This is a genomic window from Agrobacterium sp. 22-223-1, from assembly GCF_053522385.1.
In genome coordinates this window covers 2,124,012-2,146,472 of record NZ_JBNWCN010000001.1, presented here as the reverse complement: position 1 = coordinate 2,146,472, position 22,461 = coordinate 2,124,012, and the positions used below count along the sequence as shown (strand labels likewise).

At 59.1% G+C, this 22,461-nt stretch carries 20 protein-coding genes and 1 tRNA gene; 9 read left to right on the top strand and 12 right to left on the bottom strand.

The features are described from left to right. Nucleotides 1-20: 20 nt before the first annotated feature. A complete protein-coding gene (locus ACQZ60_RS10660; RefSeq protein ID WP_448735204.1) occupies nucleotides 21-443 on the top strand; it encodes a secondary thiamine-phosphate synthase enzyme YjbQ in 423 nt (140 codons plus the stop codon). A 151-nt stretch (nucleotides 444-594) separates the two neighbouring features. Further along, nucleotides 595-930 carry a hypothetical protein gene (locus ACQZ60_RS10655; protein ID WP_035260982.1) on the top strand — a complete coding sequence of 112 codons (336 nt, stop codon included), beginning with the start codon at nucleotides 595-597 and terminating at the stop codon, nucleotides 928-930. Nucleotides 931-1,114: 184 nt separating this feature from the next. On the opposite strand, the gene ACQZ60_RS10650 is transcribed toward ACQZ60_RS10655, so the two are convergent. Next, nucleotides 1,115-1,858: an SIMPL domain-containing protein gene (locus ACQZ60_RS10650; protein ID WP_035261009.1), complete on the bottom strand. Its 744-nt coding sequence runs from the start codon at nucleotides 1,856-1,858 to the stop codon at nucleotides 1,115-1,117. A gap of 180 nt (nucleotides 1,859-2,038) precedes the next feature. On the opposite strand from ACQZ60_RS10650, the gene ACQZ60_RS10645 reads away from it, so the two are divergent. After that, nucleotides 2,039-2,114: transfer RNA gene (locus tag ACQZ60_RS10645), tRNA-Ile, on the top strand. A 385-nt stretch (nucleotides 2,115-2,499) separates the two neighbouring features. Continuing rightward, a complete protein-coding gene (locus tag ACQZ60_RS10640; protein ID WP_035261010.1) occupies nucleotides 2,500-3,285 on the top strand; it encodes a hypothetical protein in 786 nt (261 codons plus the stop codon). A gap of 283 nt (nucleotides 3,286-3,568) precedes the next feature. On the opposite strand, the gene ACQZ60_RS10635 is transcribed toward ACQZ60_RS10640, so the two are convergent. Together ACQZ60_RS10635 and ACQZ60_RS10630 are read right to left on the bottom strand one after the other, a co-directional pair. Beyond that, nucleotides 3,569-3,940 carry a hypothetical protein gene (locus ACQZ60_RS10635; RefSeq protein WP_035261012.1) on the bottom strand — a complete coding sequence of 124 codons (372 nt, stop codon included), beginning with the start codon at nucleotides 3,938-3,940 and terminating at the stop codon, nucleotides 3,569-3,571. 212 nt (nucleotides 3,941-4,152) lie between these two features. Next, complete coding sequence (locus ACQZ60_RS10630) at nucleotides 4,153-4,785, bottom strand: outer membrane protein (RefSeq protein ID WP_035261014.1); 633 nt, start codon at nucleotides 4,783-4,785, stop codon at nucleotides 4,153-4,155. 441 nt (nucleotides 4,786-5,226) lie between these two features. Between ACQZ60_RS10630 and ACQZ60_RS10625 the strand changes: the two genes are divergently transcribed. Together ACQZ60_RS10625 and ACQZ60_RS10620 are read left to right on the top strand one after the other, a co-directional pair. Continuing rightward, complete coding sequence (locus ACQZ60_RS10625; RefSeq protein ID WP_035261016.1) at nucleotides 5,227-5,679, top strand: hypothetical protein; 453 nt, start codon at nucleotides 5,227-5,229, stop codon at nucleotides 5,677-5,679. Nucleotides 5,680-5,890: 211 nt separating this feature from the next. Next, a complete protein-coding gene (locus tag ACQZ60_RS10620; RefSeq protein WP_035261022.1) occupies nucleotides 5,891-6,451 on the top strand; it encodes a dual specificity protein phosphatase family protein in 561 nt (186 codons plus the stop codon). Nucleotides 6,452-6,584: 133 nt separating this feature from the next. Here the strand turns inward: ACQZ60_RS10620 and ACQZ60_RS10615 are convergent, their stop codons facing one another. After that, nucleotides 6,585-7,832, bottom strand: a complete 1,248-nt coding sequence (locus ACQZ60_RS10615; protein ID WP_448735203.1) for an AGE family epimerase/isomerase — start codon at nucleotides 7,830-7,832, stop codon at nucleotides 6,585-6,587. A 192-nt stretch (nucleotides 7,833-8,024) separates the two neighbouring features. Between ACQZ60_RS10615 and metH the strand changes: the two genes are divergently transcribed. Beyond that, entirely contained in the window at nucleotides 8,025-11,798 is a 3,774-nt protein-coding gene (gene metH, locus ACQZ60_RS10610; protein ID WP_448735202.1) for a methionine synthase, read from the top strand. A gap of 71 nt (nucleotides 11,799-11,869) precedes the next feature. Here the strand turns inward: metH and ACQZ60_RS10605 are convergent, their stop codons facing one another. Both ACQZ60_RS10605 and ACQZ60_RS10600 read right to left on the bottom strand, forming a co-directional pair. Then, the gene (locus ACQZ60_RS10605; RefSeq protein WP_448735201.1) at nucleotides 11,870-13,201 is read right to left on the bottom strand and encodes an MFS transporter; all 1,332 of its coding nucleotides are present in this window, start codon (nucleotides 13,199-13,201) and stop codon (nucleotides 11,870-11,872) included. A 78-nt stretch (nucleotides 13,202-13,279) separates the two neighbouring features. After that, nucleotides 13,280-14,056: an AAA family ATPase gene (locus ACQZ60_RS10600; RefSeq protein ID WP_448735200.1), complete on the bottom strand. Its 777-nt coding sequence runs from the start codon at nucleotides 14,054-14,056 to the stop codon at nucleotides 13,280-13,282. A gap of 332 nt (nucleotides 14,057-14,388) precedes the next feature. Between ACQZ60_RS10600 and ACQZ60_RS10595 the strand changes: the two genes are divergently transcribed. After that, nucleotides 14,389-15,030, top strand: coding sequence for a hypothetical protein (locus ACQZ60_RS10595; RefSeq protein WP_448735199.1), 642 nt, complete (start codon nucleotides 14,389-14,391; stop codon nucleotides 15,028-15,030). A gap of 44 nt (nucleotides 15,031-15,074) precedes the next feature. Here ACQZ60_RS10595 and ACQZ60_RS10590 read toward each other — a convergent pair whose 3' ends face one another. The 6 genes from ACQZ60_RS10590 to ACQZ60_RS10565 form a co-directional block, all read right to left on the bottom strand. Continuing rightward, nucleotides 15,075-16,118 (bottom strand): zinc-dependent alcohol dehydrogenase family protein, encoded by a 1,044-nt coding sequence (locus ACQZ60_RS10590; protein WP_035261253.1) that lies wholly within the window; start codon nucleotides 16,116-16,118, stop codon nucleotides 15,075-15,077. A 95-nt stretch (nucleotides 16,119-16,213) separates the two neighbouring features. Then, a complete protein-coding gene (locus ACQZ60_RS10585; RefSeq protein WP_448735198.1) occupies nucleotides 16,214-17,272 on the bottom strand; it encodes an ABC transporter ATP-binding protein in 1,059 nt (352 codons plus the stop codon). A 13-nt stretch (nucleotides 17,273-17,285) separates the two neighbouring features. Next, complete coding sequence (locus ACQZ60_RS10580) at nucleotides 17,286-18,068, bottom strand: ABC transporter permease (RefSeq protein WP_448735197.1); 783 nt, start codon at nucleotides 18,066-18,068, stop codon at nucleotides 17,286-17,288. Next, nucleotides 18,065-18,949 (bottom strand): ABC transporter permease, encoded by an 885-nt coding sequence (locus ACQZ60_RS10575; protein WP_020813650.1) that lies wholly within the window; start codon nucleotides 18,947-18,949, stop codon nucleotides 18,065-18,067. Before ACQZ60_RS10575 ends, ACQZ60_RS10580 begins: the two co-directional genes overlap by 4 nt. Before the next feature lie 101 nt (nucleotides 18,950-19,050). Then, complete coding sequence (locus tag ACQZ60_RS10570; protein WP_304981440.1) at nucleotides 19,051-20,157, bottom strand: ABC transporter substrate-binding protein; 1,107 nt, start codon at nucleotides 20,155-20,157, stop codon at nucleotides 19,051-19,053. A gap of 291 nt (nucleotides 20,158-20,448) precedes the next feature. Next, nucleotides 20,449-21,327, bottom strand: coding sequence for a MurR/RpiR family transcriptional regulator (locus ACQZ60_RS10565; protein ID WP_142779500.1), 879 nt, complete (start codon nucleotides 21,325-21,327; stop codon nucleotides 20,449-20,451). A 175-nt stretch (nucleotides 21,328-21,502) separates the two neighbouring features. Between ACQZ60_RS10565 and ACQZ60_RS10560 the strand changes: the two genes are divergently transcribed. Then, nucleotides 21,503-22,276, top strand: coding sequence for an N-formylglutamate amidohydrolase (locus tag ACQZ60_RS10560; RefSeq protein ID WP_448735196.1), 774 nt, complete (start codon nucleotides 21,503-21,505; stop codon nucleotides 22,274-22,276). The last annotated feature ends 185 nt before the right edge of the window (nucleotides 22,277-22,461 follow it).

Here is a 22,461-nt window from a genome sequence, read left to right as displayed (position 1 = left end):
AACCCGTTGAAGGAAAAAATGTGCCGCAGAGAAAAATGATCGTCGCCACCCGGGGGCAGGGTCTTTACGAATTCACATCCGAGGCCAAGGTATTCGTCAGCCACGCCGGCTTGGAAGAAGGCCTGCTGACGATCTTCGTCCGGCACACATCCTGCTCGCTGCTTATCCAGGAAAATGCCGATCCCGACGTGCGGCGCGATCTCACGGTGTTTTTCTCCCGTCTCGTGCCGCCCTCCGACGATCCTTCCATGCGCTGGATCATCCACACGCTCGAAGGCCCCGACGATATGCCCGCCCATATCAAATCGGCGCTCACCACGGTTTCCATCGGCGTGCCGATCAGCGACGGCAGGCTCGTGCTCGGCACCTGGCAGGGCCTTTATCTTTTCGAACACCGCGATGAGCCGCATCGGCGCGAAATCGTGCTGCATATCTCGCCGTGATATCCGGATCCGGATCGAGGCGTTCCGCGTTAACCTCCCTGAACGCCTGCTGAACATTCGGTTCTGCTGATATTCAGGCGGGCGAGTCTAGGGTCTCGTCAATCGCCGGGGGATGTTCCCCTGTCGGCAAAGCAACAAACGGAGTGAGTTCATGTTCAGCACCTTCGCAAAAGCCGGCCTGGCTGCCCTCATCGCCCTCGGTGGAATTTCCTTTACTGCGCCGGCGGCTTCCGCGGGCTCGGATGTTCAGTTCAGAGTTCAGGTTCAGGATGGCTATGGCCATCGTCCCGGCTGGGGTCGCCCGGATCGCCCGCGCCGTGGCTGCTCGCCCTGGCTGGCGGAAGAAAAGGCAGGCCGCATGGGTCTTCGCCGCGCCCGCGTGGTTGATGTATCGCCGCGCCGTGTCGTGGTGGCTGGCTTCAACCGTTACGGCCGTGACCGCGTCGTCTTCGCCAATGAGCGCGGCTGCCCCGTCATCCGCCGCTAATATGTAATCCGCCGCTAACAGCGGCGACCTTATCGATCTGCCGATATCCCCGTACGGCAGATGGATCAAAAATGCCCCTCGCTTGTCCGGAAAGGCAGGCGAGGGGCATTTTATTTTGGGTTATGTGAATAGCTGAGCGCAAGACGGAGCAGGAGCGGCGCCGAAGCGCCGCCCGCCGTCGATCTTATTGCTCGAGAGCGAAGGTGACGTTAACCACCACGCTATAGCTGTTCTCGCCAGAAGCGATCGGAACGCTGTCGGCTTCCTTCGCCATCGAAGCGCGCATCATGCCCGCCGGTATCGGCATCGGGCGCTGCGAGTTTTCGCTGATCTGAATGACCCGGCCAAGCTTCACGCCCGCCGCTTCCGTCAGCGTCTTCGCCTTGGCCAGCGCATCGGCAACGGCCAGCTTGCGGGCCTCGGTCACCGTCGCTTCGGGCTTGTCATTGGTGAAAGTGATGTCGCCGCCCTGGTTGATGCCGAGCTTGACGGATGTATCGAGGATCGCGCCGAGCTTTTTCAGGTCGCGCACCCGTACGGTCAGGCCGTTGGACACCTGATAACCGGTGATCTCGGGCGCGACATAGACGCCATCCTTGGGTTCATAGTGCTTGTAGAGCGGCTGCACCGAGAAGTTGCTGGTCTGCAGGTCGCGGTCCTCGATGGCGGCCTCTTTCAGCGCCTTCAGAACATCGGCAAGCGCCTTGGAGTTTTCGGTCAGCGCCGCAGCCGCGGTCTCCGCCTGCTTGACGACGCTGAAGGACAGGATCGCCATGTCGGGGGCAATGGCCGACTGGCCTTCACCGGAAACACTGATGGTGGCTTCGCGCGGAGTAGCCTCCTGCGCAGACACCTGTGCGGCGAGCGGCATCATGGCTGCTGCGGTCATTGCGGTGAGTGCGAAAAGGCGGGCCGTTTTTGTCTTCATGGTGTTTCCTCGTTGATTGAGTCCCTTTGAAGGGTATTGCCTTAGATTGTGTAGCTAATACGGCGGCACTGCTTTGCGAAAGCACCATTGGCTTGTCGGCCTGTAAAAATTACGTTAGAGCGTGACCCACCGGATTCGAGCCATTGCGAGACCGGTGTTTCGGACTGGTTTTTCCGAAAAGGGCCTGTAGCTCAATGGTTAGAGCCGGCGGCTCATAACCGCTTGGTTGGGGGTTCGAGTCCCTCCGGGCCCACCATTTAAAAATTATCAAATAAAATCAATGGCTTAACTTTGTCAAGATCACTTGAGAAGAGTGATTTTGGGCGGTTTTGCGGGTACTTTTGCGGCCATATACCCAGCCAAAAATGTCCCAAATGCCCGCACCACAACTTTGGCTTAATATAAAATGGCGCTTTGGTTCGGCTATTGCTGTGAGAACAAATATGTATTTCAGTTAGTTAGCTCATCGACGTACATCCGATTCGCACGTCGAGTATCGCTTCAATAAGTGCTGCAAGCGGTTGGGGATTCGAGTCCCAAACGTTGCGGGTTCGAGTCCCGCGATACCCTCAATTTTCTATTTACACCCAAGATACCGGCTTGCTGCCTGACTTGGGTGTTGCTGGCCATGATGGTGTTACATGAGATACATTCCTGAAAACCTCACCCTGCTTCACAGCGGCGAAGAAGACCTTCGAGCAAAGTCTATCGCGCTTATTGAGGCCAGCGAGGACATGTCGCTGCACGTCTCGATGATCGAAACCTGCATGGACATGATGCAATACGTTCGCACGAATACGCCCGAAATGAGTGAGGACCAGGTGATCGTGGCGCTCATCGGTGCCAGCGTGTTCAATTCAATGGCGTCGGCATTCAAGTTGCTGCTCGGAGGCTACTACCAGTCGTCCGGACTGCAGATTCGCTTCATCATGGAGAGCGGTTGGCTGCTCGATTATCTGAGGACCGATCCGAGTTTGGTCCAAGAGTGGAAGGCAACCCCAGAGGACAGGCGGCAGAGCGTGTTCCGGCCCGGCAAAATCCGCGACCAACTGGATAAGCGCGATGGCTTCACGGAGAAGAAGCGGGAAGCACACTATAAGCGGCTCTGTGTTTTATGCGGCCACCCAACCTTTGCTGGCTTTGCTATGCTGCGTCCTGAGCCAAATGCTGACGCCTACATGGGGCCGTTTCTCGTACCGGACCTGCTAGAAGGATGCATTCAGGAACTGGTGCAGGTTTCGATTACAGCATGGCAGTCGTTTATGCGCTTCTTCCCGCCGAAAACTCTCTCCGATTATCGAGCCCGAATTCATTATATCGAGAAGCAAAATGACTGGTTCAAACACGTCTTTGGCAAGCCCCATGATATGACCGCCGTGGACGAACTCAAAAAGCTGATCGTGCAACTGGAGCAGCAGTCGATCTAACCCTTGATATGGTTGGTATGTGAAATAGGGGCACATATGCGGGTATCAGGGTTTTTAAGCACCCTAAGTACCTGAATACATGCATCTTTCATGTTCCTCCAGGCCCACCATTTTCTTTCGAGATCAATTGCTTGGGATGTTTCGCGACTCTTCGCGAGCGCTCTTCTGTCACGTCTGAGGCGTGATCTCTGCTATGCCGATGGCAAAGTCCGGCTGCGGAATGAGTGCGCCGGAGCCGATCCGGCGTGCCGATGGGGCAAGCCGGATCGAGAAAGCTTTAATGTCAGTTACAGACCCGCATACTTTCCGTATGCCAGCCGCCGTCATAGGAATTGGGCACGCGGCGGTCTTCGAACCAGCAGCGGGGGCGAGGCGGCGGTGGCGGCTCGTAGTAGCGCGGGCCGTTGTTGCTGTTGGCGATGGCGCCGCCGATCAGGCCGCCGATGACGCCTGCGGCGAGGCCGCCGGCAATCGCTGCGCCGTCATTGTGGCGGCGGTGTTCGCGGTAGGGCGGCGGGGGTGGGCCGCCGCGGTCGTAGCCACGGTCATAGCGGGGGCGATAGGGATAGTCCTGCGCGGCAGCGGTGCCATAGGATGCAAAAATGCTGCCGGTGGCGACCAGCGCGGCAATAGTGGAAAGAATTATCTTTTTCATCGGGGCTACTCCATAAGCCTGCTTCGGGAGATAGAGGCTCATTATGCCCGGATCATGGCACGGGACGGGTGAACGGCCTGTGAATATTCCATTTCTGCACAGTTCATATTTTTCTGATGTCAGAATGTAAGAATTTGAGCCGGTTCAGCCTTTCAGTAACGGAAAAGCCCGGCGGTTGGCCGGGCTTTTTTGTCGAAATCGATTGGTCGCGATCAGAACTTCACGCCGAGACCGACCTTCACAGTGTGCTGGTCGACATCGGTGTTGATGCCGAAGATGTCCTTGTCGCTATAGTCGTTGTAGCGATATTCCAGCCTGCCGAACACATTGTCGGTGAAGGCATAGTCCAGACCCGCGCCAACGGTATAGCCGTTGAAGGTGGTGCTGTCCTTGCCGGCGCCGGGCGTTTCGATGAAGCCGCGTGTCGCGGTCCAGCCGGCGGTGGCATAGAGCAGGGCACGGTCGAAGGCATAACCCACACGGCCGCGAACGGAGCCCTGCCAGTCGGTGCCGATTTCGGTGCCCGCATAGTCGTTGTCGTTCCAGTTATAATCGACATCGCCTTCGATGCCGAGGACCAGATTATTGTCGAACTGGTAATTGTAACCCACGAAGGCGCCCAGAATGCCGCCGTCGAAATTATCCGAGGCGACCGGGCCGCCCGCCGAAAAATCGCCATTCGCCCAGCCCGCGCCGCCTTGAATACCAAGATAGGGGCCAGACCAGGTGAAGACGGGCAGGGTTTCCTGCGCGACCGGAGGTGCGGGCGTTTCGTAGACGGCATCCGCGGCCATTGCGGTGCTGGCCGACAGGGCCAGGAGTGACGTTACGATCAGCGTTTTCATCGTTTTTCTCCCTGAGCTGACTGACATCCATAGCATAGATTAGCTGCTTTTAATATGGGTCGGGGTTCGGCGGTTCCAAGAGGCGCTCGTGTCCTCCCGGCTTTGCTGGCCGACTTGCCCCGGATCGCGGCTTTTTATCGCCCCGCCATGCTGTTCTGATGCGGCGAACGTCTTTGGCCGTGTTTGGTTCCCTTCGCCGTTTCGTCGAAAGTCCGGCAGGGCGGCTGGCCGACGTCACGCTTGGTTGTCTTGACAGCGCAGGGCGCGACCATAGAGTTGTGGTAGACTATGGCGGTGCCGGTGTTTTTCGCTGCATTGCCGGCAGCATAAGCTGCGGTTGAGACTACACCTGCGACTTCCCGGTGAGGGGATCGTTGCGGGCGGAAAGGGCATGGGAGGAAGAGATCGCATGAGGCTTTATTTTAGCGGAGGAGGGGCGACGTGATTGTCGGAGCCGTTCTCAGCGCCATTCTTCTTCTCACCCTCATTGCATTTCCGCGGCATCTCAAATCCGTCGTTATCTGCCTGTTGCTGATCTGGACGGCCACCGCCGCCTTTGTGATTTATGACTGGTGGCGCGGCAACCAGCGGCTCGACCATATCGTCGCCCGCGCCGTATTCGATGCGGCCTGCCCGGATGCGGCATTGCCGATCCGCGTCAGCTTCCGCAACGACAATAATGTCGCCGTACAGCGGCTGACCTATACGCTCGAAGGGTTCGAACCGGCCTTCCGTGCCTCCGTTTCCTTCGATCCCTATCAGGTGAGCGAAAGACGGATCGAGGCCGGGGAGACTTTCTCGGCCTGCCGGGCGTTCCGGATGCGCAACAATGAAAGGGTGGAGCCGCAACGGCTGGAATGGCGCGTCACCGTCATTTCAGCGGAATTCGACTGAGCGGTTCGTGCGACGGCCGGTTATCACGACATTTTGAAAATTTTCGTGCCGGTGAGCGGCGGTCGGAAAATCCCTGCATCACAGCGGTTTCAGGCGGATCGGTGAACTCCTATCGTCCGCACGGGAACCGGCTGGGGCAGTCGCTGACTTGTTTTCGTCCATTTGCGATGCCATCTCCCCCTCCATTCGATGAATGTCGCGGGTTGATGTTTTGCGTATTGTTCTGAAGTTTCTGAAAATAACCGCCATCGGCCTTGTCGCCCTGCCGGTTCTGGCGGGTGCGCATATGGGCATAGGCCAGCTCACCGGAAATTTTCACGAAGTCATTCCCGGAGAGCTTTATCGTTCGGCCCAGCCGAGCGGCAAGGACATCGCGGCCTATGCCAAGGCTTACGGCATCAAGACGATCATCAACCTGCGCGATGAAAAGCGTGAAGGCTGGTATGATGCCGAAAGCCTTGCGGCCAAGAAAAACGGCATCCGGCTGGTCGATTATCCGCTGAGCTCAAGCGAAAAGGTCTCGGTGGAAGATTCGGAAACGCTGGCGGCCGTGCTGCGCAATGCGGAAAAACCTGTTCTCATCCATTGCGAACATGGCGCCAACCGCACGGGGCTCGCCTCCGCCATCTATGTGGCCGCCGTGGCCGGCAAGAGCGAGGCGGCCGCAGAATTTCAGCTTTCGCCCTATTACGGGCATGTGCCGATCCCGGGTATCGGGCGTTATGAAATGTACCAGTCCTGGGACGATTTCGAAGAAACCATCGGGTTTTGAGGATTGCTATATACGCGGCGTCATCCTCGGCCCTGTGCCGAGGATCCAACCACGTTGCGTTCAGCGGATAGGTTGCAGATGCTCGGGACAAGCCCGAGCATGACGGCAGAGGGGCTATTGGCCGCAGCGCGCCTCAATAATCCCCGCCGCTTTCCCTGATCACCTTCGTCAGGCTTCCCGTCGCCGGGAAAAGCGGGATGAGGCAGGCCTGCAGCGCGTGGTAGATATCGCCCTTGCCGGGGAACAGCGTGTGGGCGGGAACCAGATCTTCCGTCAATTCCTCGTGCCAGCCGCCATTCTCATGGTCGATGAAGTTGTTGGCGATGGTGCTCCAGATGCGGCGATAGCTGTCTTCATAGAAGTTGTCCGCCGGCAGGTTCTCGTTGAGGAAGTGGGCAGCGCCCGCCGCCTCGGACATGGGCCACCAGAGCTTGGCCCGCTTGTCGGGATTGTCGTTCCAGTCGAGCGTATAAAAGAAGCCGCCCTTTTCCCGGTCCCAGCCGAGCGCCATGGATTGCACGAAGAGCGATTTTGCGGCCACCGGCATCCAGTCGTGGCGGCGCTCCCCCAGCACCCATAATTGCAGGATGAGGCGCGCCCATTCCAGCCAGTGGCCGGGGGTGGAGCCGGAGGGGCGGAACATTTCGTTGCCGCGATAATCCTTGTCGAGCGTCCAGTTCTCGTCGAAATGCTCCGGCACGCGGAAATCCAGCTCGCCGGCGCGGCGGCGGATGACGAGATCGGCGATGCGCTCCGCCTTGCTGAGGTAGCTATTGTCGCCGGTAACCTCATAGGCCGCCATCAGCGCTTCGGTCAGGTGCATGTTGGAGTTCTGGCCGCGGTAATTCTCGATGGGCGACCAGTCGCGATGGAATTCCTCGGCGATGGCGCCGTGTTTTTCTTCCCAGAAGCGGGTTTCCAGAACCTCGGTAATATCGGCCAGCATCTTGTCGGCCAGCGGGTGGCCGACGGTCTTGGCGGAAGAGGTGGCCAGAAGCACGAAGGCATGGCCGTAGCCCTGCTTGGTGGCGTCCACAGGGCCGGCATCGTTCACCTGCCAGAAATAACCGCCATGCTCGCCATCGCGGTGCCTGTTCCAGAGATAGGTCATGCCGTGGTCGACGATATCGCCGCAGCCCGGGCGGCCAAGCAGGTGGCCGATGGAGAAGCAATGGACCATGCGGGCGGATGCGTGAATGCCGCGCACGGGATCATTCGGCTGCAGCGGCGCGCCCCTGGCATCGAGATCGAAGAAGCCGCCGGCAGGGTTTAGGGCACGATACTGGAAGAAATCGAAAAGTCCCTCGGCCTGTTTTACCAGCCATTGGCGATGCCAGGGCAGAGTGTTCCAGTTGCGGCTGTTGTGATCGTCCTCGGGCATTCTCGTCCTCCATGCGGTTTGCTGCTTCGGCTTATATCCTTGCCGTATAAACCTGTCATCTGTCAGCGATATTTCGTAACGTGCTGCAACTGCGCAAAGCCATGCCTGTCCCTTGAAGATATATTGACATAAACATATCTTTATGTGACTTGACGGCTTGCGATCTTGCAAATCGAAATGAGGAGTGTGCCCGTGTTTGACGACCTGTTTGGCCCTGAAGGGGCAAAGCGCGACGGCGCGGAAATTTTCAAGGCGCTGCGCGATGCCGCCAGCGAACGCATCCTCATTCTCGATGGTGCCATGGGCACGCAGATCCAGGGGCTGGGTTTTGACGAAGACCATTTTCGTGGCGATCGTTTTATCGGCTGCGTCTGTCACCAGAAGGGCAATAACGACCTTCTGATCCTGACCCAGCCGGATGCCATCGAGGACATCCATTACCGTTACGCCATGGCGGGTGCGGATATTCTCGAAACCAATACGTTTTCGTCGACGCGCATCGCGCAGGCCGATTACGAGATGGAAAATGCCGTCTACGACCTCAACCGCGAGGGTGCCGCGATTGTCCGCCGTGCCGCCCAGCGCGCCGAGCGGGAAGATGGCCGCCGCCGTTTCGTGGCAGGCGCCATCGGCCCGACCAACCGCACGGCCTCGATTTCGCCTGACGTCAACAATCCCGGCTTTCGCGCCGTCAGCTTCGACGATCTGCGTATCGCCTATGGCGAGCAGATCGATGGCCTGATCGACGGCGGTGCAGATATCATTCTGATCGAGACGATCTTCGATACGCTGAACGCCAAGGCCGCGATCTTCGCCTGCGAGGAGCGTTTCGAGGCCAAGGGCATCCGCCTGCCGGTGATGATCTCGGGCACGATCACCGACCTTTCCGGCCGCACGCTTTCCGGCCAGACGCCTTCGGCGTTCTGGAACTCGGTGCGACACGCCAATCCCTTCACCATCGGCCTGAACTGCGCGCTGGGTGCCGACGCCATGCGTCCGCATCTGCAGGAATTGTCTGACGTGGCCGATACCTTCGTCTGCGCCTATCCGAATGCCGGCCTGCCGAATGAATTCGGCCAATACGACGAAACGCCTGAGATGATGGCGCGTCAGGTCGAGGGCTTCGTTCGTGACGGTCTCGTCAATATCGTCGGCGGCTGCTGCGGTTCGACGCCGGAGCATATCCGGGCGATTGCAGAGGCTGTCAAAGGCTACAAGCCGCGCGAAATTCCTGAGCACAAGCCGTTCATGTCGCTTTCGGGCCTCGAGCCTTTCGTGCTGACCAAGGACATTCCCTTCGTCAATGTCGGCGAACGCACCAACGTCACTGGCTCGGCCCGTTTCCGCAAGCTCATCACCGCCGGTGATTATACGGCGGCGCTGGCTGTTGCCCGCGACCAGGTGGAAAACGGTGCGCAGATCATCGACATCAACATGGATGAGGGTCTGATCGATTCCGAAAAGGCGATGGTGGAGTTTCTGAACCTCATCGCCGCCGAACCTGACATTGCCCGCGTGCCTGTGATGATCGACTCATCCAAGTTCGAGATCATCGAGGCCGGCCTGAAATGCGTTCAGGGCAAATCGATCGTCAATTCGATTTCGCTGAAGGAAGGCGAGGAGAAGTTTCTACAGCAGGCGCGGCTCGTCCATAATTACGGTGCGGCGGTCGTGGTCATGGCCTTCGATGAGGTCGGGCAGGCCGATACCTATGAGCGCAAGGTCGAGATCTGCTCGCGCGCCTACAAGCTCTTGACCGAAAAGGCTGGCCTGTCACCGGAAGACATCATCTTCGACCCCAACGTCTTTGCCGTCGCGACGGGTATCGAGGAGCACAATAATTACGGCGTGGATTTCATTCAGGCCACCAAAACCATCCGCGAAACCATGCCGCTGACGCATATTTCCGGCGGCGTCTCCAACCTGTCCTTCTCCTTCCGCGGCAATGAGCCGGTGCGTGAGGCGATGCATGCCGTGTTCCTCTACCATGCCATTCAGGTCGGCATGGATATGGGCATCGTCAATGCCGGGCAGCTTGCGGTTTACGACAATATCGATCCGGAACTGCGTGAGGCCTGCGAGGACGTGGTGCTGAACCGCCGCGACGACGCGACGGAACGGTTGCTGGAGGTCGCGGAGCGCTTCCGTGGCACGGGCGCCAAGGATACGAAGGTGCAGGACCTTTCCTGGCGCGAACTGCCCGTCGAGAAGCGGCTGGAACATGCGCTGGTCAACGGCATTACCGAATATATCGAAGCCGATACGGAAGAGGCGCGCCAGAAGGCGGAGCGCCCGTTGCACGTCATCGAAGGGCCGCTGATGGCCGGCATGAATGTGGTCGGCGATCTCTTCGGTTCCGGCAAGATGTTCCTGCCGCAGGTGGTGAAATCCGCCCGCGTGATGAAGCAGGCGGTTGCCGTGCTTTTGCCTTACATGGAAGAGGAAAAGCGCCTGAATGGCGGCTCCGAGCGCAGTGCCGCCGGCAAGGTGCTGATGGCCACCGTGAAGGGCGATGTGCACGATATCGGCAAGAACATTGTCGGTGTCGTTCTCGCCTGCAACAATTACGAGATCATCGATCTCGGCGTCATGGTGCCGACGACGAAAATCCTCGAAACGGCGATTGCCGAAAAGGTCGATGTGATCGGCCTTTCCGGCCTCATCACCCCGTCGCTGGACGAGATGGTGCATGTGGCGGCCGAAATGGAGCGGCAGGGTTTCGACATCCCGCTGCTGATCGGTGGCGCAACGACGAGCCGTGTGCATACGGCGGTGAAAATCCATCCGCGTTACGAGGCGGGGCAGGCAATCTATGTCACCGACGCCTCGCGTGCGGTGGGCGTCGTGTCGGCCCTTCTCTCCGCCGAGCAGAAGCCCGCTTATATCGACGGTATCCGCAGCGAATATGCCAAGGTGGCGGAGGCGCACGCACGCAATGAGCGCGAGAAGCAGCGCCTGCCGCTTTCCCGCGCCCGCGAGAATGCGCATAAGATCGACTGGTCGGCCTATAGCGCCGTCAAACCGCAATTCTTCGGCACCAGGGTGTTCGAGACTTACGATCTTGAAGAGCTTTCCCGTTACATAGACTGGACGCCGTTCTTCCAGACCTGGGAGCTAAAGGGTCGTTTCCCGGTCATTCTCGATGACGAAAAGCAGGGCGAGGCGGCGCGGCAGCTTTACAGCGATGCGCAGGCGATGCTGAAGAAGATCATCGAGGAAAACTGGTTCCGGCCGCGCGCGGTGATCGGCTTCTGGCCGGCAAACGCCGTGGGTGACGATATCCGGCTGTTCACGGATGAAAACCGTAAGGAAGAGCTGGCGACTTTCTTCACGCTGCGCCAGCAGCTTTCCAAGCGCGACGGTCGCCCCAATGTGGCGCTGTCGGATTTCGTCGCACCTGTCGATAGCGGCGTTGCCGATTATGTCGGCGGTTTCGTGGTAACGGCGGGCATCGAGGAAGTGGCGATTGCCGAGCGCTTCGAGCGGGCCAATGACGATTATTCGTCCATTCTCGTCAAGGCGCTGGCCGACCGTTTTGCGGAAGCCTTTGCCGAGCGCATGCATGAGCGGGTGCGCAAGGAGTTCTGGGGTTATGCACCGGACGAGGCTCTTGCCGGCGAAGAGCTGATTGGCGAGGCCTATGCTGGCATTCGCCCGGCACCCGGCTATCCGGCCCAGCCCGATCATACCGAAAAGAAGACGCTGTTCGCCCTGCTCGATGCCACCAATGCGGCGGGCGTGGAATTGACGGAAAGCTATGCCATGTGGCCGGGCTCCTCCGTCTCCGGCATCTATATCGGCCATCCCGAGAGCTATTATTTCGGTGTCGCCAAGGTGGAGCGCGATCAGGTTCTCGATTATGCGCGTCGTAAGGACATGCCGGTGGAAGAGGTGGAGCGCTGGCTCGGCCCTGTCCTCAACTACGTGCCGACGAATGGTGCTGAGGAAATCGACAGCGCTGCCTGATGTTCCGGTGTGCTGCCATTCAATAAAAAAAGCGCGGGTCTTGCCCGCGCTTTTTGCATTCATTGGGTTGTTTAAGACCGTAACGCCGCCAGTTCCTCGATGCCGACATGGCTCTCCACTTCGCTGCCGCGCAGATAGAGGTAAAGGCCAATGCAGAAGGCGAGGACGGCGATGAAGACTAGATACCAGGCATGGGCCATGGGGTTGATGGCAAGTGCGGTCGTCACGCCAATCGGCGTCAGCCCGCCGAAGACGGCATAGGAGACGTTATAGGCGAAGGAGAGGCCGGAGAAGCGCACCGAGGCCGGGAAGGCGCGCACCATGACATAGGGTACGGCCCCCGCCATGCCGACCGATAGGCCCATGACGCCGTAAAGCACGAACATGGTTTGAAGCGATGTGCCGGCATAGCTGTAGAAGGTGAAGGTGGCGAGGCCGAAGAAGATGCTCGCCCCCATGAAGAAGATGCCGGAGCCGACGCGGTCGATCAGCGCGCCGGCGATGATGACGCCGAAGATCAGGAACAGCGTGCCGAAGCTGGTGCCGGCCAGCGCCTGCGTCGGGGTATAACCGTAAAGCTTCTGCAGGAAGGTGGCCGTCATCAGCGTCGTGACGACGATGGCGGCCGAGAGAACCCAGGTCAGCAGGGCGGAAATGACCACGCCGCGCATATGGTGCTTCAGCACCAGCCCGAGCGGCAGCTTGTCCGTCAGCGATTTCGACTTCTTCATCTCGGTGAAGATCGGCGTTTCTTCCAGCCAGCGGCGCAGATAGACAGCGATGAGGCCGAAAATGCCGCCGAGCAGGAAGGGAATGCGCCAGGCGTAACCGGCCACGTCCTCCGGTGTAAAAAGCGAGTTGATGGCGAAGGCGATCAGCGATCCCAGCATGATACCGAAGGAAAGGCCCGATGTGAGGAAGCCGCAGGCGAGCCCGACGCGACGGAAGGGGACATGTTCGGCAACGAAGGTCCATGCGCCCGGCACTTCACCGCCAATGGCCGCGCCCTGCAGCATGCGCAGGATGATGAGCAGGATGGGGGCGGCCACGCCGATGGTGGCATAGGTCGGCATAAGCGCCATGCCCAGCGTGGAAAGCGCCATCAGCAGGATGGAGAAGGCGAAAACCCGCTTGCGGCCGTAACGGTCGCCATAATGCGCCAGCACGATGCCGCCCAGCGGCCGCACCAGGTAACCGGCGGCGAAGATGCCGAAGGTCTGGATCATCACCAGCCAGTCCGGCATTTCCGGCGGGAAGAACAGATGGCCGATGACGGTGGCGAAAAATACGAAAATGATGAAATCGTAAAATTCCAGCGCGCCGCCGAGGGCCGAAAGGCCAAGAGTTCTGTAATCCTGACCGTTGAGGGGCCGGGCTGCCGCCGGTGTGGTGGTGGGAGACATAAGGCTGCTTCTTTTCTAAATTACGTATTACTTATGGGCATGCGGCAAGCGCGGCGCGATTTCAAGCCTAATCGACGTTCAATCGCTCAGGTATTTCGAAGGGCGATCAAGAAAGCGGCGCAGGAAACTGATGTTTTCCAGCTCGTCATAGAGGCGCTCGGTGATGCCGTCCGCGTCGAAATGATATATGGTCGCCTCGGGAATGGCCAAAAGCACCGGCGAATGGGTGGCGATGATCAATTGCCCGCCACTATCGGCGGCGTCGCGGATAAGGGCTGCCAGCTCGAGTTGCTTTTGCGGCGAAAGCGGGCTTTCCGGTTCGTCGAGAAAATAGAGGCCGGCGCCATGCAGCCGCTGTTGCATGATATCGAGAAATCCTTCGCCATGCGAACGCCGGTCGATGACATTGTTCCTGACGATCCTGGGAAACGTATCCGGGGTTTCTTCCGGAAAGTCTTCACCCTTCTTGAGCGCCTTTTCCCGCTCCCAGCGAAAATCGTCCAGCGCGTTCTCGTTCTGCCGGCGGATATAACCAAGCACGTCTTCCGCGCGCATGAACATGCGGATTTTCGGATATTTCTTGCGGGCGAAATAGAAGGACTTCGCCACGGTCTCGGCATGCTGAAGGTAGAGGTCGCCGGCAACCTGGCCGTGATTGCCGATGGCATAGGCCGTCATTCCCGCCGCCAGCCCTTCCAGCAGCGTCGATTTGCCAGAGCCGTTATTGCCGGCAAAAAAGGTGATCGGCGTCTTGAATTCGAGGCGTTCCAGATGGCGCAGCGCCGGAACGGAGAAGGGATAGTCGTCTCTTCCGTCCGGGGTCTCTTTCATGGTTACGCTGTCGAGAAACAGCATGTCGCGTTCCTTGTATCTAATCCGTCATGTTCGCCGACGTTGCGCTCTGTCGCATCATCGTGGCGTTATGCTCAAAGCAATCGCGTGTGATTGCGGCTTAACGTGGGGCGCTGTTCGCGCCAATGGTTTGCAGCGTCGGCGGAGATACGTCATGCCGCATCTTTCGAATTTCATTTTATTATAAATTAGCACAGTTAATTCCTGTAATAAATCTATCAATATTAGATATATTCAATATATATCTTAAATTTAAGATGTTATCGTAAGTATAAATCTCAAATTAATTTAGTAATGCCAGTTGTTGTCATTCTCGTTGTTGTTGGAGAGAGTGAATGAAGCATATTGCGCTTTTTTCGGTTGGGTTTCTATTTTCCGCGATATTCGTGAGCGAAGCTGAGGCGCGGAAGTCCCGGTTTTTTGCCATCCCCGGATTCGGCGGCGGCGAGACAATCGATCTCGTTTACGATCTGCCGGATAACGAGCCTTTTCTTCGCGACGGGGAAGCATTCGACATTGGTTATCTCAAAAGCGGGGATAGGAGCGGTTATGTGCTGTATCGCGGCGAGCGGTACAGCAGGCTCAGCGATGCGGATATCGTCAGGCTGAAGGCGACGCTTGGTTTTGATCCGACGACAAAAGACCGCATGGAGCGGGCGGCGAGGGGCAGCGACGCGCCCTGGAACCTCGTTATTATCATAGCGGTCACAATTGCTGGTATCTTTGTGCTTGTTCACAAGGGCATGCAGCTGGTGCGGTGGATTTCGCGATTGGCGACGACCTCCGCAATTGCGGGAAGTAAGCGGCAGGAGGAGGACACCCCCGACCCGCTGGAGGTCCGCAAGAAACAGCTGGTAAACCGTCAATGGAGCGATAGCCAGACGGATCACGCGGCGCGTATCCCGGCAGCATCGCCGGCCCATGCGTCTGCCCGAGGAACCACGCCCGTCCGGACATTCGGACGCAGGAGCGCCTGAGCGGTGTGAAATCCCTAAACCTCAGACGGTCTCGGGAGCCCGCACTATTCGAACCGGTCGATGATGCTGATGCCGCTTTCCTTAAAGCTGTCCATGGCGGGCAGGGCGGTTGCTGCCTCGGAAAGCGTGATGTGGCGGCCGATCAGCTTTTCCGGCGCGAGCCTGCCGCTTTCGATCATCGCCAGCATGTCCTCGTAACGCCACGCCTGCATGCCGTGGCTGCCGTAAATCTCCAGCTCATGCGCGATCACCCGCGCCATGGGAATGGCGGGCATGGCGTGATCGGCCAGCATCAGCCCGATCTGCACATGGCGGCCGCGCCGACGCAGGTTGCTGATGGAGTTGCAGCAGGTCTGCGGGTGACCGAGCGCATCGATCGAGACATGCGCGCCGCCACCCGTCACTTCGCGTACCGCCTCGGCAACATCGGCAACCGAGCGGCTGTTGATGGTGGCGGTCGCGCCCAGCTGCCGCGCAAGTTCGAGCTTGTCTTCCGCAATGTCGATGGCGACGACCTGCGCGCCGAGGCCGGCGCCGATCATGATGGCGGAGAGGCCGACGCCGCCGCAGCCATGCACCGCCAGCCATTCGCCACCCTTCAGGCGTCCCTGATCGGTCACGGCCCGGAAGGAGGTGGCGAAACGGCAGCCGAGGCCGGCAGCGGTGGCGTAACTCATCGTATCAGGCAGATGCACGAGGTTCTGGTCGGCATAATCGATGGCGACATATTCGGCGAAGGAGCCCCAATGGGTGAAACCGGGCTGGAACTGCGCCTCGCAGACCTGCTGGTTGCCGGAGCGGCATTCATGGCAATGGCCGCAGCCGGAAACAAAGGGCACGGTAACGCGGTCGCCGGTCTTGAAGCGGGTGACGTTTTTGCCGACAGCGGCGATCACGCCTGCGAATTCGTGGCCGGGAACATGCGGCAGGCGGATATCCGGGTCATGCCCCATCCAGCCGTGCCAGTCGCTGCGGCAGAGGCCGGTCGCCTTTACCTCGATGACCACGCCGCCATCGGTCGGTTCCGGATCTGGCAGGGACGCAACAACCGGGGTTTCGCCGAACAGTTCGTAAAAAAGCGCGCGCATCATGGCCTCACATGGTTGGTATGCAGGTTCGAAGTCATACCTGCTCTACCATGTCCCGCAAATGGGCGAAGCGGTTTTGCGTCTGGAAAAGCGCTTCAGTCCTTGATGACCATCAGGTCGCCGGCTGCGAATTTCAGCGTCACCTGCTCACCGACGGCGGGCGGTGCTGTGCCGGGATCATTGAACATGTCGAAAGACAGGGTCGAGCCGCCGAGATCGAGACGGGTGCGGATGACGGAACCGAGGAACTGGCTGGAGGTGACGAGGCCGGAAATGGCGACATCGCCCTTCGCATCGGCCCCGAGCGCGCCCGCTTCCGGACGCAGGGCAAGGGTGATTTTTTCGCCGTTCGCCGCATTGACCGGCTTGTGCAGGGTGATCTGCTGCTCTCCGACACGGATGGTGTTGGATGAGGAATCGACCACGGTGGCGTCGATGAGGTTCAGCGTGCCGACGAAGGAGGCGACGAAGCGGGTCGCGGGCTTGTTGTAGATATCGAAGGGGGAGCCGATCTGGTCGGCGCGGCCACCATTCATGACGACGATGCGGTCGGAAATCGACAGGGCCTCTTCCTGATCGTGGGTCACGAAAATGGTGGTGATGCCGAGTTTCTGCTGGATCTGGCGGATTTCCTCACGCAGCGACACGCGAATCTTGGCGTCGAGCGCGGAGAGCGGCTCGTCCAGCAGAAGCACTTCCGGCTTCGGCGCGAGCGCGCGGGCGAGCGCCACGCGCTGCTGCTGGCCGCCCGACATCTGGTAGGGGTAACGGTCCGCGAGATGTTCCAGATGGATGAGCTGGAGCATTTCCTTCACGCGCGCATCGATCTCGGCTTTCGGCTTGCCGGCGACTTTGAGCCCGAAGGCGACGTTTTCATAGACATTCATGTTGGGGAACAGCGCATAGGCCTGAAACACCATGCCGATATTGCGCTGGTTCGGTCTGAGCGCCGTCTGGTCCTTGCCATTGATGACGATCGATCCGCCGGTAGGGCTTTCAAAGCCGGCGATCATGCGCAGCACGGTGGTCTTGCCGCAGCCCGATGGCCCGAGGAAGGAGACGAACTCGCCTTTTTCGATGGCCATGTTGAAATCATGCACGACCTGCACGGAGCCGAAGGATTTCTTGATGTTGCTAAGTGTCAAAAAGCTCATGAAAATATTGTCCTCAGGCCTTGGGAGGCGCGCCCTTCTGGTAGCGTGAAACGAGTTGGATCAGACCCAGGCAACCCCAGGTGATGCCGAAGGAAATCACGGCAAGTGCGGCCGGTTCATAGGCGCGGTTTGCACCGAGCAGCTGCATGTAGGGGCCGAAGGCCGGGCGGTTCAAAAGGGCCGCCATGGTAAATTCACCGATGACGATGGCGAAGGTCAAAAACGCGCCAGACAGCACGGCGACCAGAACATTGGGCAGGATGATGCGCGACAGGATGGTCGCCCAGCCCGCGCCGAGGCTCTGCGCCGCTTCTGTCAGCGTCGCCACATCGATGGTTCGGAGGCCGGTATCGACGGCGCGGTACATATAGGGCAAGGCGAGCGTGGCATAACCGAACATCAAAAGCAGGTTGGTGCCGAAGCTCGTGCCGGTCAGCGGCAGCCAGCTCGAGGTGTTGTAAAGCCGGATATAACCGAAGACGATGACGATGGCCGGGATGACCAGCGGCAAAAGCGTGATGAATTCGATATAGGGGCGCAGGCTTGGCAGTTTCAGGCGCACCCAATAGGCGGTGGGCACCACCAGCAGAACCCCGAAGACGATGGTGAACAGCGCCATCACTACCGAATAGCTGAAGGTTTCCTGAAAGCGAGGATCGCTGAGCACTCTGGCATAAGCGTCGAAGGAATATTCGCCGCGCCGCATTTTCAGCGAGAAGTTGGTCATGCCGATCAGCGGCAGGGCGAAATAAAGAAGGCCGAAGACCAGCGCGCCCCAGGCGAAGAAACGCTTCATTTCAGCCACCTTTCGCTGCGGGCGCGCAGCCAGATATAAAGCGCATTGGCAATGCCGGTGACGACGATCATGCCGAAGGCAAGCGCGTAACCGAGATGCGGATTGCCGAGAACGTCACCACGGATCTGCGCGAAGAGCAGGATAGGCACGATGTTGAGCGAGGAGCCGGTGAGCGCGATTGCGGTGGCCACCGCGCCGAAGGCGTTGGCGAAGAGTAGCGACATGGTGCCAAGCAGCGACGGCAAAAGGATGGGGAAGGCCACCATGCGCCAATATTGCAGGCCGGTGGCGCCAAGGATTTCCGCCGCTTCGCGCCATTCGCGCTTCAGCCCGTCCAGCGCAGGCGTGATGATGAGGATCATCAGCGGTATCTGGAAGAACAGATAGGTGACGGTGAGACCCCAGAAGGACAGGATGTTGAAGCCGAGCAGCCTCAGATCGATGCCGATCTGCGTCTTCAGGAAGACGGTGAGAAGGCCGACCGGGCCAAGCGTGGCGATGAAGGCGAAGGCGAGCGGCACGCCGGCAAATTGCGAAGCGACGCCGGAAAAGGTCAGAAGCGGTCCGCGAATGCGCTGCGGCAATCCGCCCAGCACCACGGCGGCGGCGACGGCAAAGCCGATCAGGCAGCCCAGCGCCGCCGAGGCGAGGCTGATCTTGATCGAAATCCAGTAGGCCGCAAGGATGGAGGAGGTGAAAAGCCCGGCGATATTTTCCAGCGTAAAGCTGCCATCGGCATGCTGGAATGCGCCGATGACGATCTTCATCGTCGGCATAATCAGAAACAGTAAAACAAAAACGGCAAAAGGTACGACGCCAATCCAGTGCAGCGGCAGTTTCCTGCCCGCGTCGGATGGTCCGCCGGTGTTGGTTGATGGCATCCTTGTCCCCAAACGCCGTTTTCAAACGGTCTGTATATAAAGGTCTACATCATAAAAGAAGCACCCCGGCTTTTGATCGGCCGGGGTGCATTTTCAACAGTTTACTTCACGTTCGCGCCGACAACGCTGTCCCAGCCACCGGTGACGGCAGCCTTGTTGGCATCGACTTCCTCGAGTGTCGGGAAGATAGCCTTTTCATAGGCTGCTGCCGGCGGCAGGCTGTCGATCAGTTCCTGCGGAACCTTGCCGGCCTTGACCATGGCGTTGAAGCGGATCGGGTGGCAATAGCCCTTCAGCCAGCCGAGCTGACCGTCGTCGGAGTAGAGGTGCTCCATCCACAGCTTGGCAGCGTTCGGATGCGGCGCGTAAGCGGAAATGCCCTGAACGTAGACACCGGCCAGAACGCCCTTCTCAGGGACGACAACTTCTGTCGGCGGGTTGTCGTTCAGTGTCTTCTTCCAGGACAGCGCGTTATAGTCCCAGGCAACGATGATCGGGGTCGCGCCCTGCGCCAGCGTGCCAGCCTTGCCGATGACCGGCAGGAAGTTGCCGGCCTTGTTGAGATCGGCAAAATATTTCAGGCCAGCTTCACCGGCTTCCTTGCCGGACTTCGCGCCCGTGGCAAGACCGGCGGCGAGAACGCCGAGGATGGCCTGGTTGGAAGCGCGCGGGTCACCGGCAAGCGCTACCTGACCGGAATATTCCGGCTTCAGCAGGTCGGCCCAGTCCTTCGGTGCGTTGTTGACGAGGTCCTTGTTCACGAAGAAGGACATCACGCCGTAATAGTCGCCGTACCAGTAACCTTCCGGATCCTTGACGTTGTCGGGAATTTCGTCCCAGGTGGAGACCTTGTATGGCTGCAGCAGACCTTCGGCCTTCATCTGCGGGCCGAAGGCGAGGCCGACGTCAACGACGTCAGGCGCCTGCGGGCCCTTATTGTCCTTGTTGGCCTTCACCGCTTCGACTTCGTCGGCGGAGCCGGCGTCGGGGTTCAGTTCGTTGACGGTGATTTCCGGATATTTCGCCTTGAAAGCGGCAATCACGTCGCCGTAACCGCACCAGTCGTGCGGCAGCGCGACGGTGGTCAGCATGCCTTCCTTCTTGGCGGCGGCGATCAGCTCGGCGCTCGGTTCAGCGGCGGCAATTGCGGTGGAGGCGATGACCAGTGCAGTGGTCGTAGCGAGCAGTCGGCGGCAGTGAGAGATCACTTTTTTCTCCTCTTCGTGTTCTCATATTGCGGACGCTGATACGGATTCTCGATGAAGCTAATGTGACGGCTGGATTGCAATTTATTTATCCGGATTCCGTCACTTTACGCCCGTTTTCCGCCATCACCCGGCTTTTTGCCTGCAATTGCGGGAGATTCCCTTCATGATCCGTGGTGGCCAGATACGTTCCCCAGCTTGGTTTCTTATCCTGTTTTATCGTGCTGGTAGCGATGACAGGTATCCAATCAGCGTGCGGCATCCGCGTCAAGCAAGTTGCCCGGCTATGTAGTTTCATGTTCTGTCCGGCTTGCGGAACAGCCGCGTCTGTTCGAACAGGCCTTCCAGTGCATTCATGCGTTCCCTGGTTTCATCCCAGGTGCCGTTCTGCACCGCTTCGATCAGCGCTTCGACCACGAACAGCGTGACGACCGAGGAATCCCATGCCGAGGGAGCTTCGATCCTGACGCGGAAAGTGTGCAGCGCGTGGCGCGCCACCGGCGATGTCCATTGATCGGTGAAGAGAATGATCTGTACGCCGTTTGCCTTGGCCACTTCGGCCAGCGTCGTCATGTCGTGCTCGTAACGGCGGATGTCGAAGATAACCAGTATGTCGCCGGCGCTCATGTTCAGCATATATTGCGGCCAGGCGCTGGAATTCGACGACATCAGCGTCGTCTTCGGCCGGATCACCTGCATGTGGGTGAAGAAATATTCGGCGATCGCACCCGTAATGCGCCCGCCGACGAAATAGATGCTGCGCTTGCGGTCGGAAAGCAGCGCTGCGGCATTGTCGAAGACGGCGGTGTCGAGATCGCTCAGCGTATCGCGCAGATTGCCGGTGATGGCATCGGCGAAGCGGTTGAGAATATGCAGGCCGGGGGCATTGGTTGCCCAGCGGTCATGTTTGGCGATGGGGCCGGAGATCGTCGCTTCCAACTCCTGGTGCAGATGCGCCTGAAATTCCGGATAGCCCTTGTAGCCGAGCTTCTGCACCATGCGCGCCACCGTCGGCGTCGAAACGCCGGCATTTTCCGCAATGGTGGTGATGCTGCCGAGGCCGGAGACGGGGTAGTTGCCGAGCAGGCTCTCCGCCAGCCGTTTTTCCGAACGGGTCAGTGCGTCGTAATGGGCATGAATGACATCCGACACGGTCGCCGTCGTGCTGCGCAAATTTTTCCCCTTCCGGTCTTCTGCCGGTGCATGGCTAAAATAAACATCTGTGCCAGCTATCGAGTCAATGGGAAAATGAAGAGAAAATTTCAAAATTCCATTTGACACTCGCAATAATGTGAAGAATTCTTTTCGGCGTTGACGGAGCGACGGGGTTTCCGGGCGGGGTTCGTGCATGACGGTGCGGTCACGGTTTTTCACAGAAGCGGAAGGGCAGGCCGTCGGCATCGAGAATGCTGCGGCGAAGGGCGACGTCCTTCTCGTCTGCGAACATGCCTCCGCCACCATTCCGCAGAAATTCGGCACATTGGGTCTTTCGCCGGAGGTGCTTTCGAGCCATGCGGCCTGGGATCCGGGCGCTCTGGCCGTCGCCCGGCTGCTTTCGGAAAAGTTTGACGCCACGCTCGTCTATCAGCGGTTTTCACGTCTCGTCTATGATTGCAACCGGCCGCCCGAATCGCCTTCCGCCATGCCGGTGAAAAGCGAGATTTACGATATTCCCGGCAATTTCGATCTCAGCGAAGCGGAGCGGTTCGCCCGCACCTCAGCACTTTATGTGCCGTTTCATGACCGGGTGAGCGAGATCATCGCCGCGCGGCAGGCGGATGGCCGCAACGTGGTGGTGGTAACCATCCACAGTTTCACCCCGGTCTATCACGGCCGGTTCCGAAAAGTTGAGATCGGCATCCTGCACGATACCGACAGCCGCCTCGCGGATGCGATGCTGGCGGGCGCCGAAGGGTCCACGCTCACGGTCAATCGCAACGATCCCTATGGCCCGGAAGACGGCGTGACGCATACGCTGCGGCTGCATGCGCTGCCGGACGGGCTTTTGAACGTCATGATCGAGATCCGCAACGATCTCATCACCAATGAAGGAGAGCAGGCGGCAATCGCCGGTTTTCTTTACGAGCTTATGGGGAAGGCGCTCTCATCGATCGATGAGTGAGGGAGCTATGGCCGGCCGATGGTGAAAACACCGGGGTCGGCTGCCAGATGAGACTGCCGCCATTTTATAAAAACCGGCCATGCAGCCGGAAAAACATAAAGCGGCAAGGGAACAGCAAGTGCGTGCGGCCAATCGCGGGAAATTCCCGGGTGAAGCCGGAAACTGGGGCACAATCGGCCAATAAC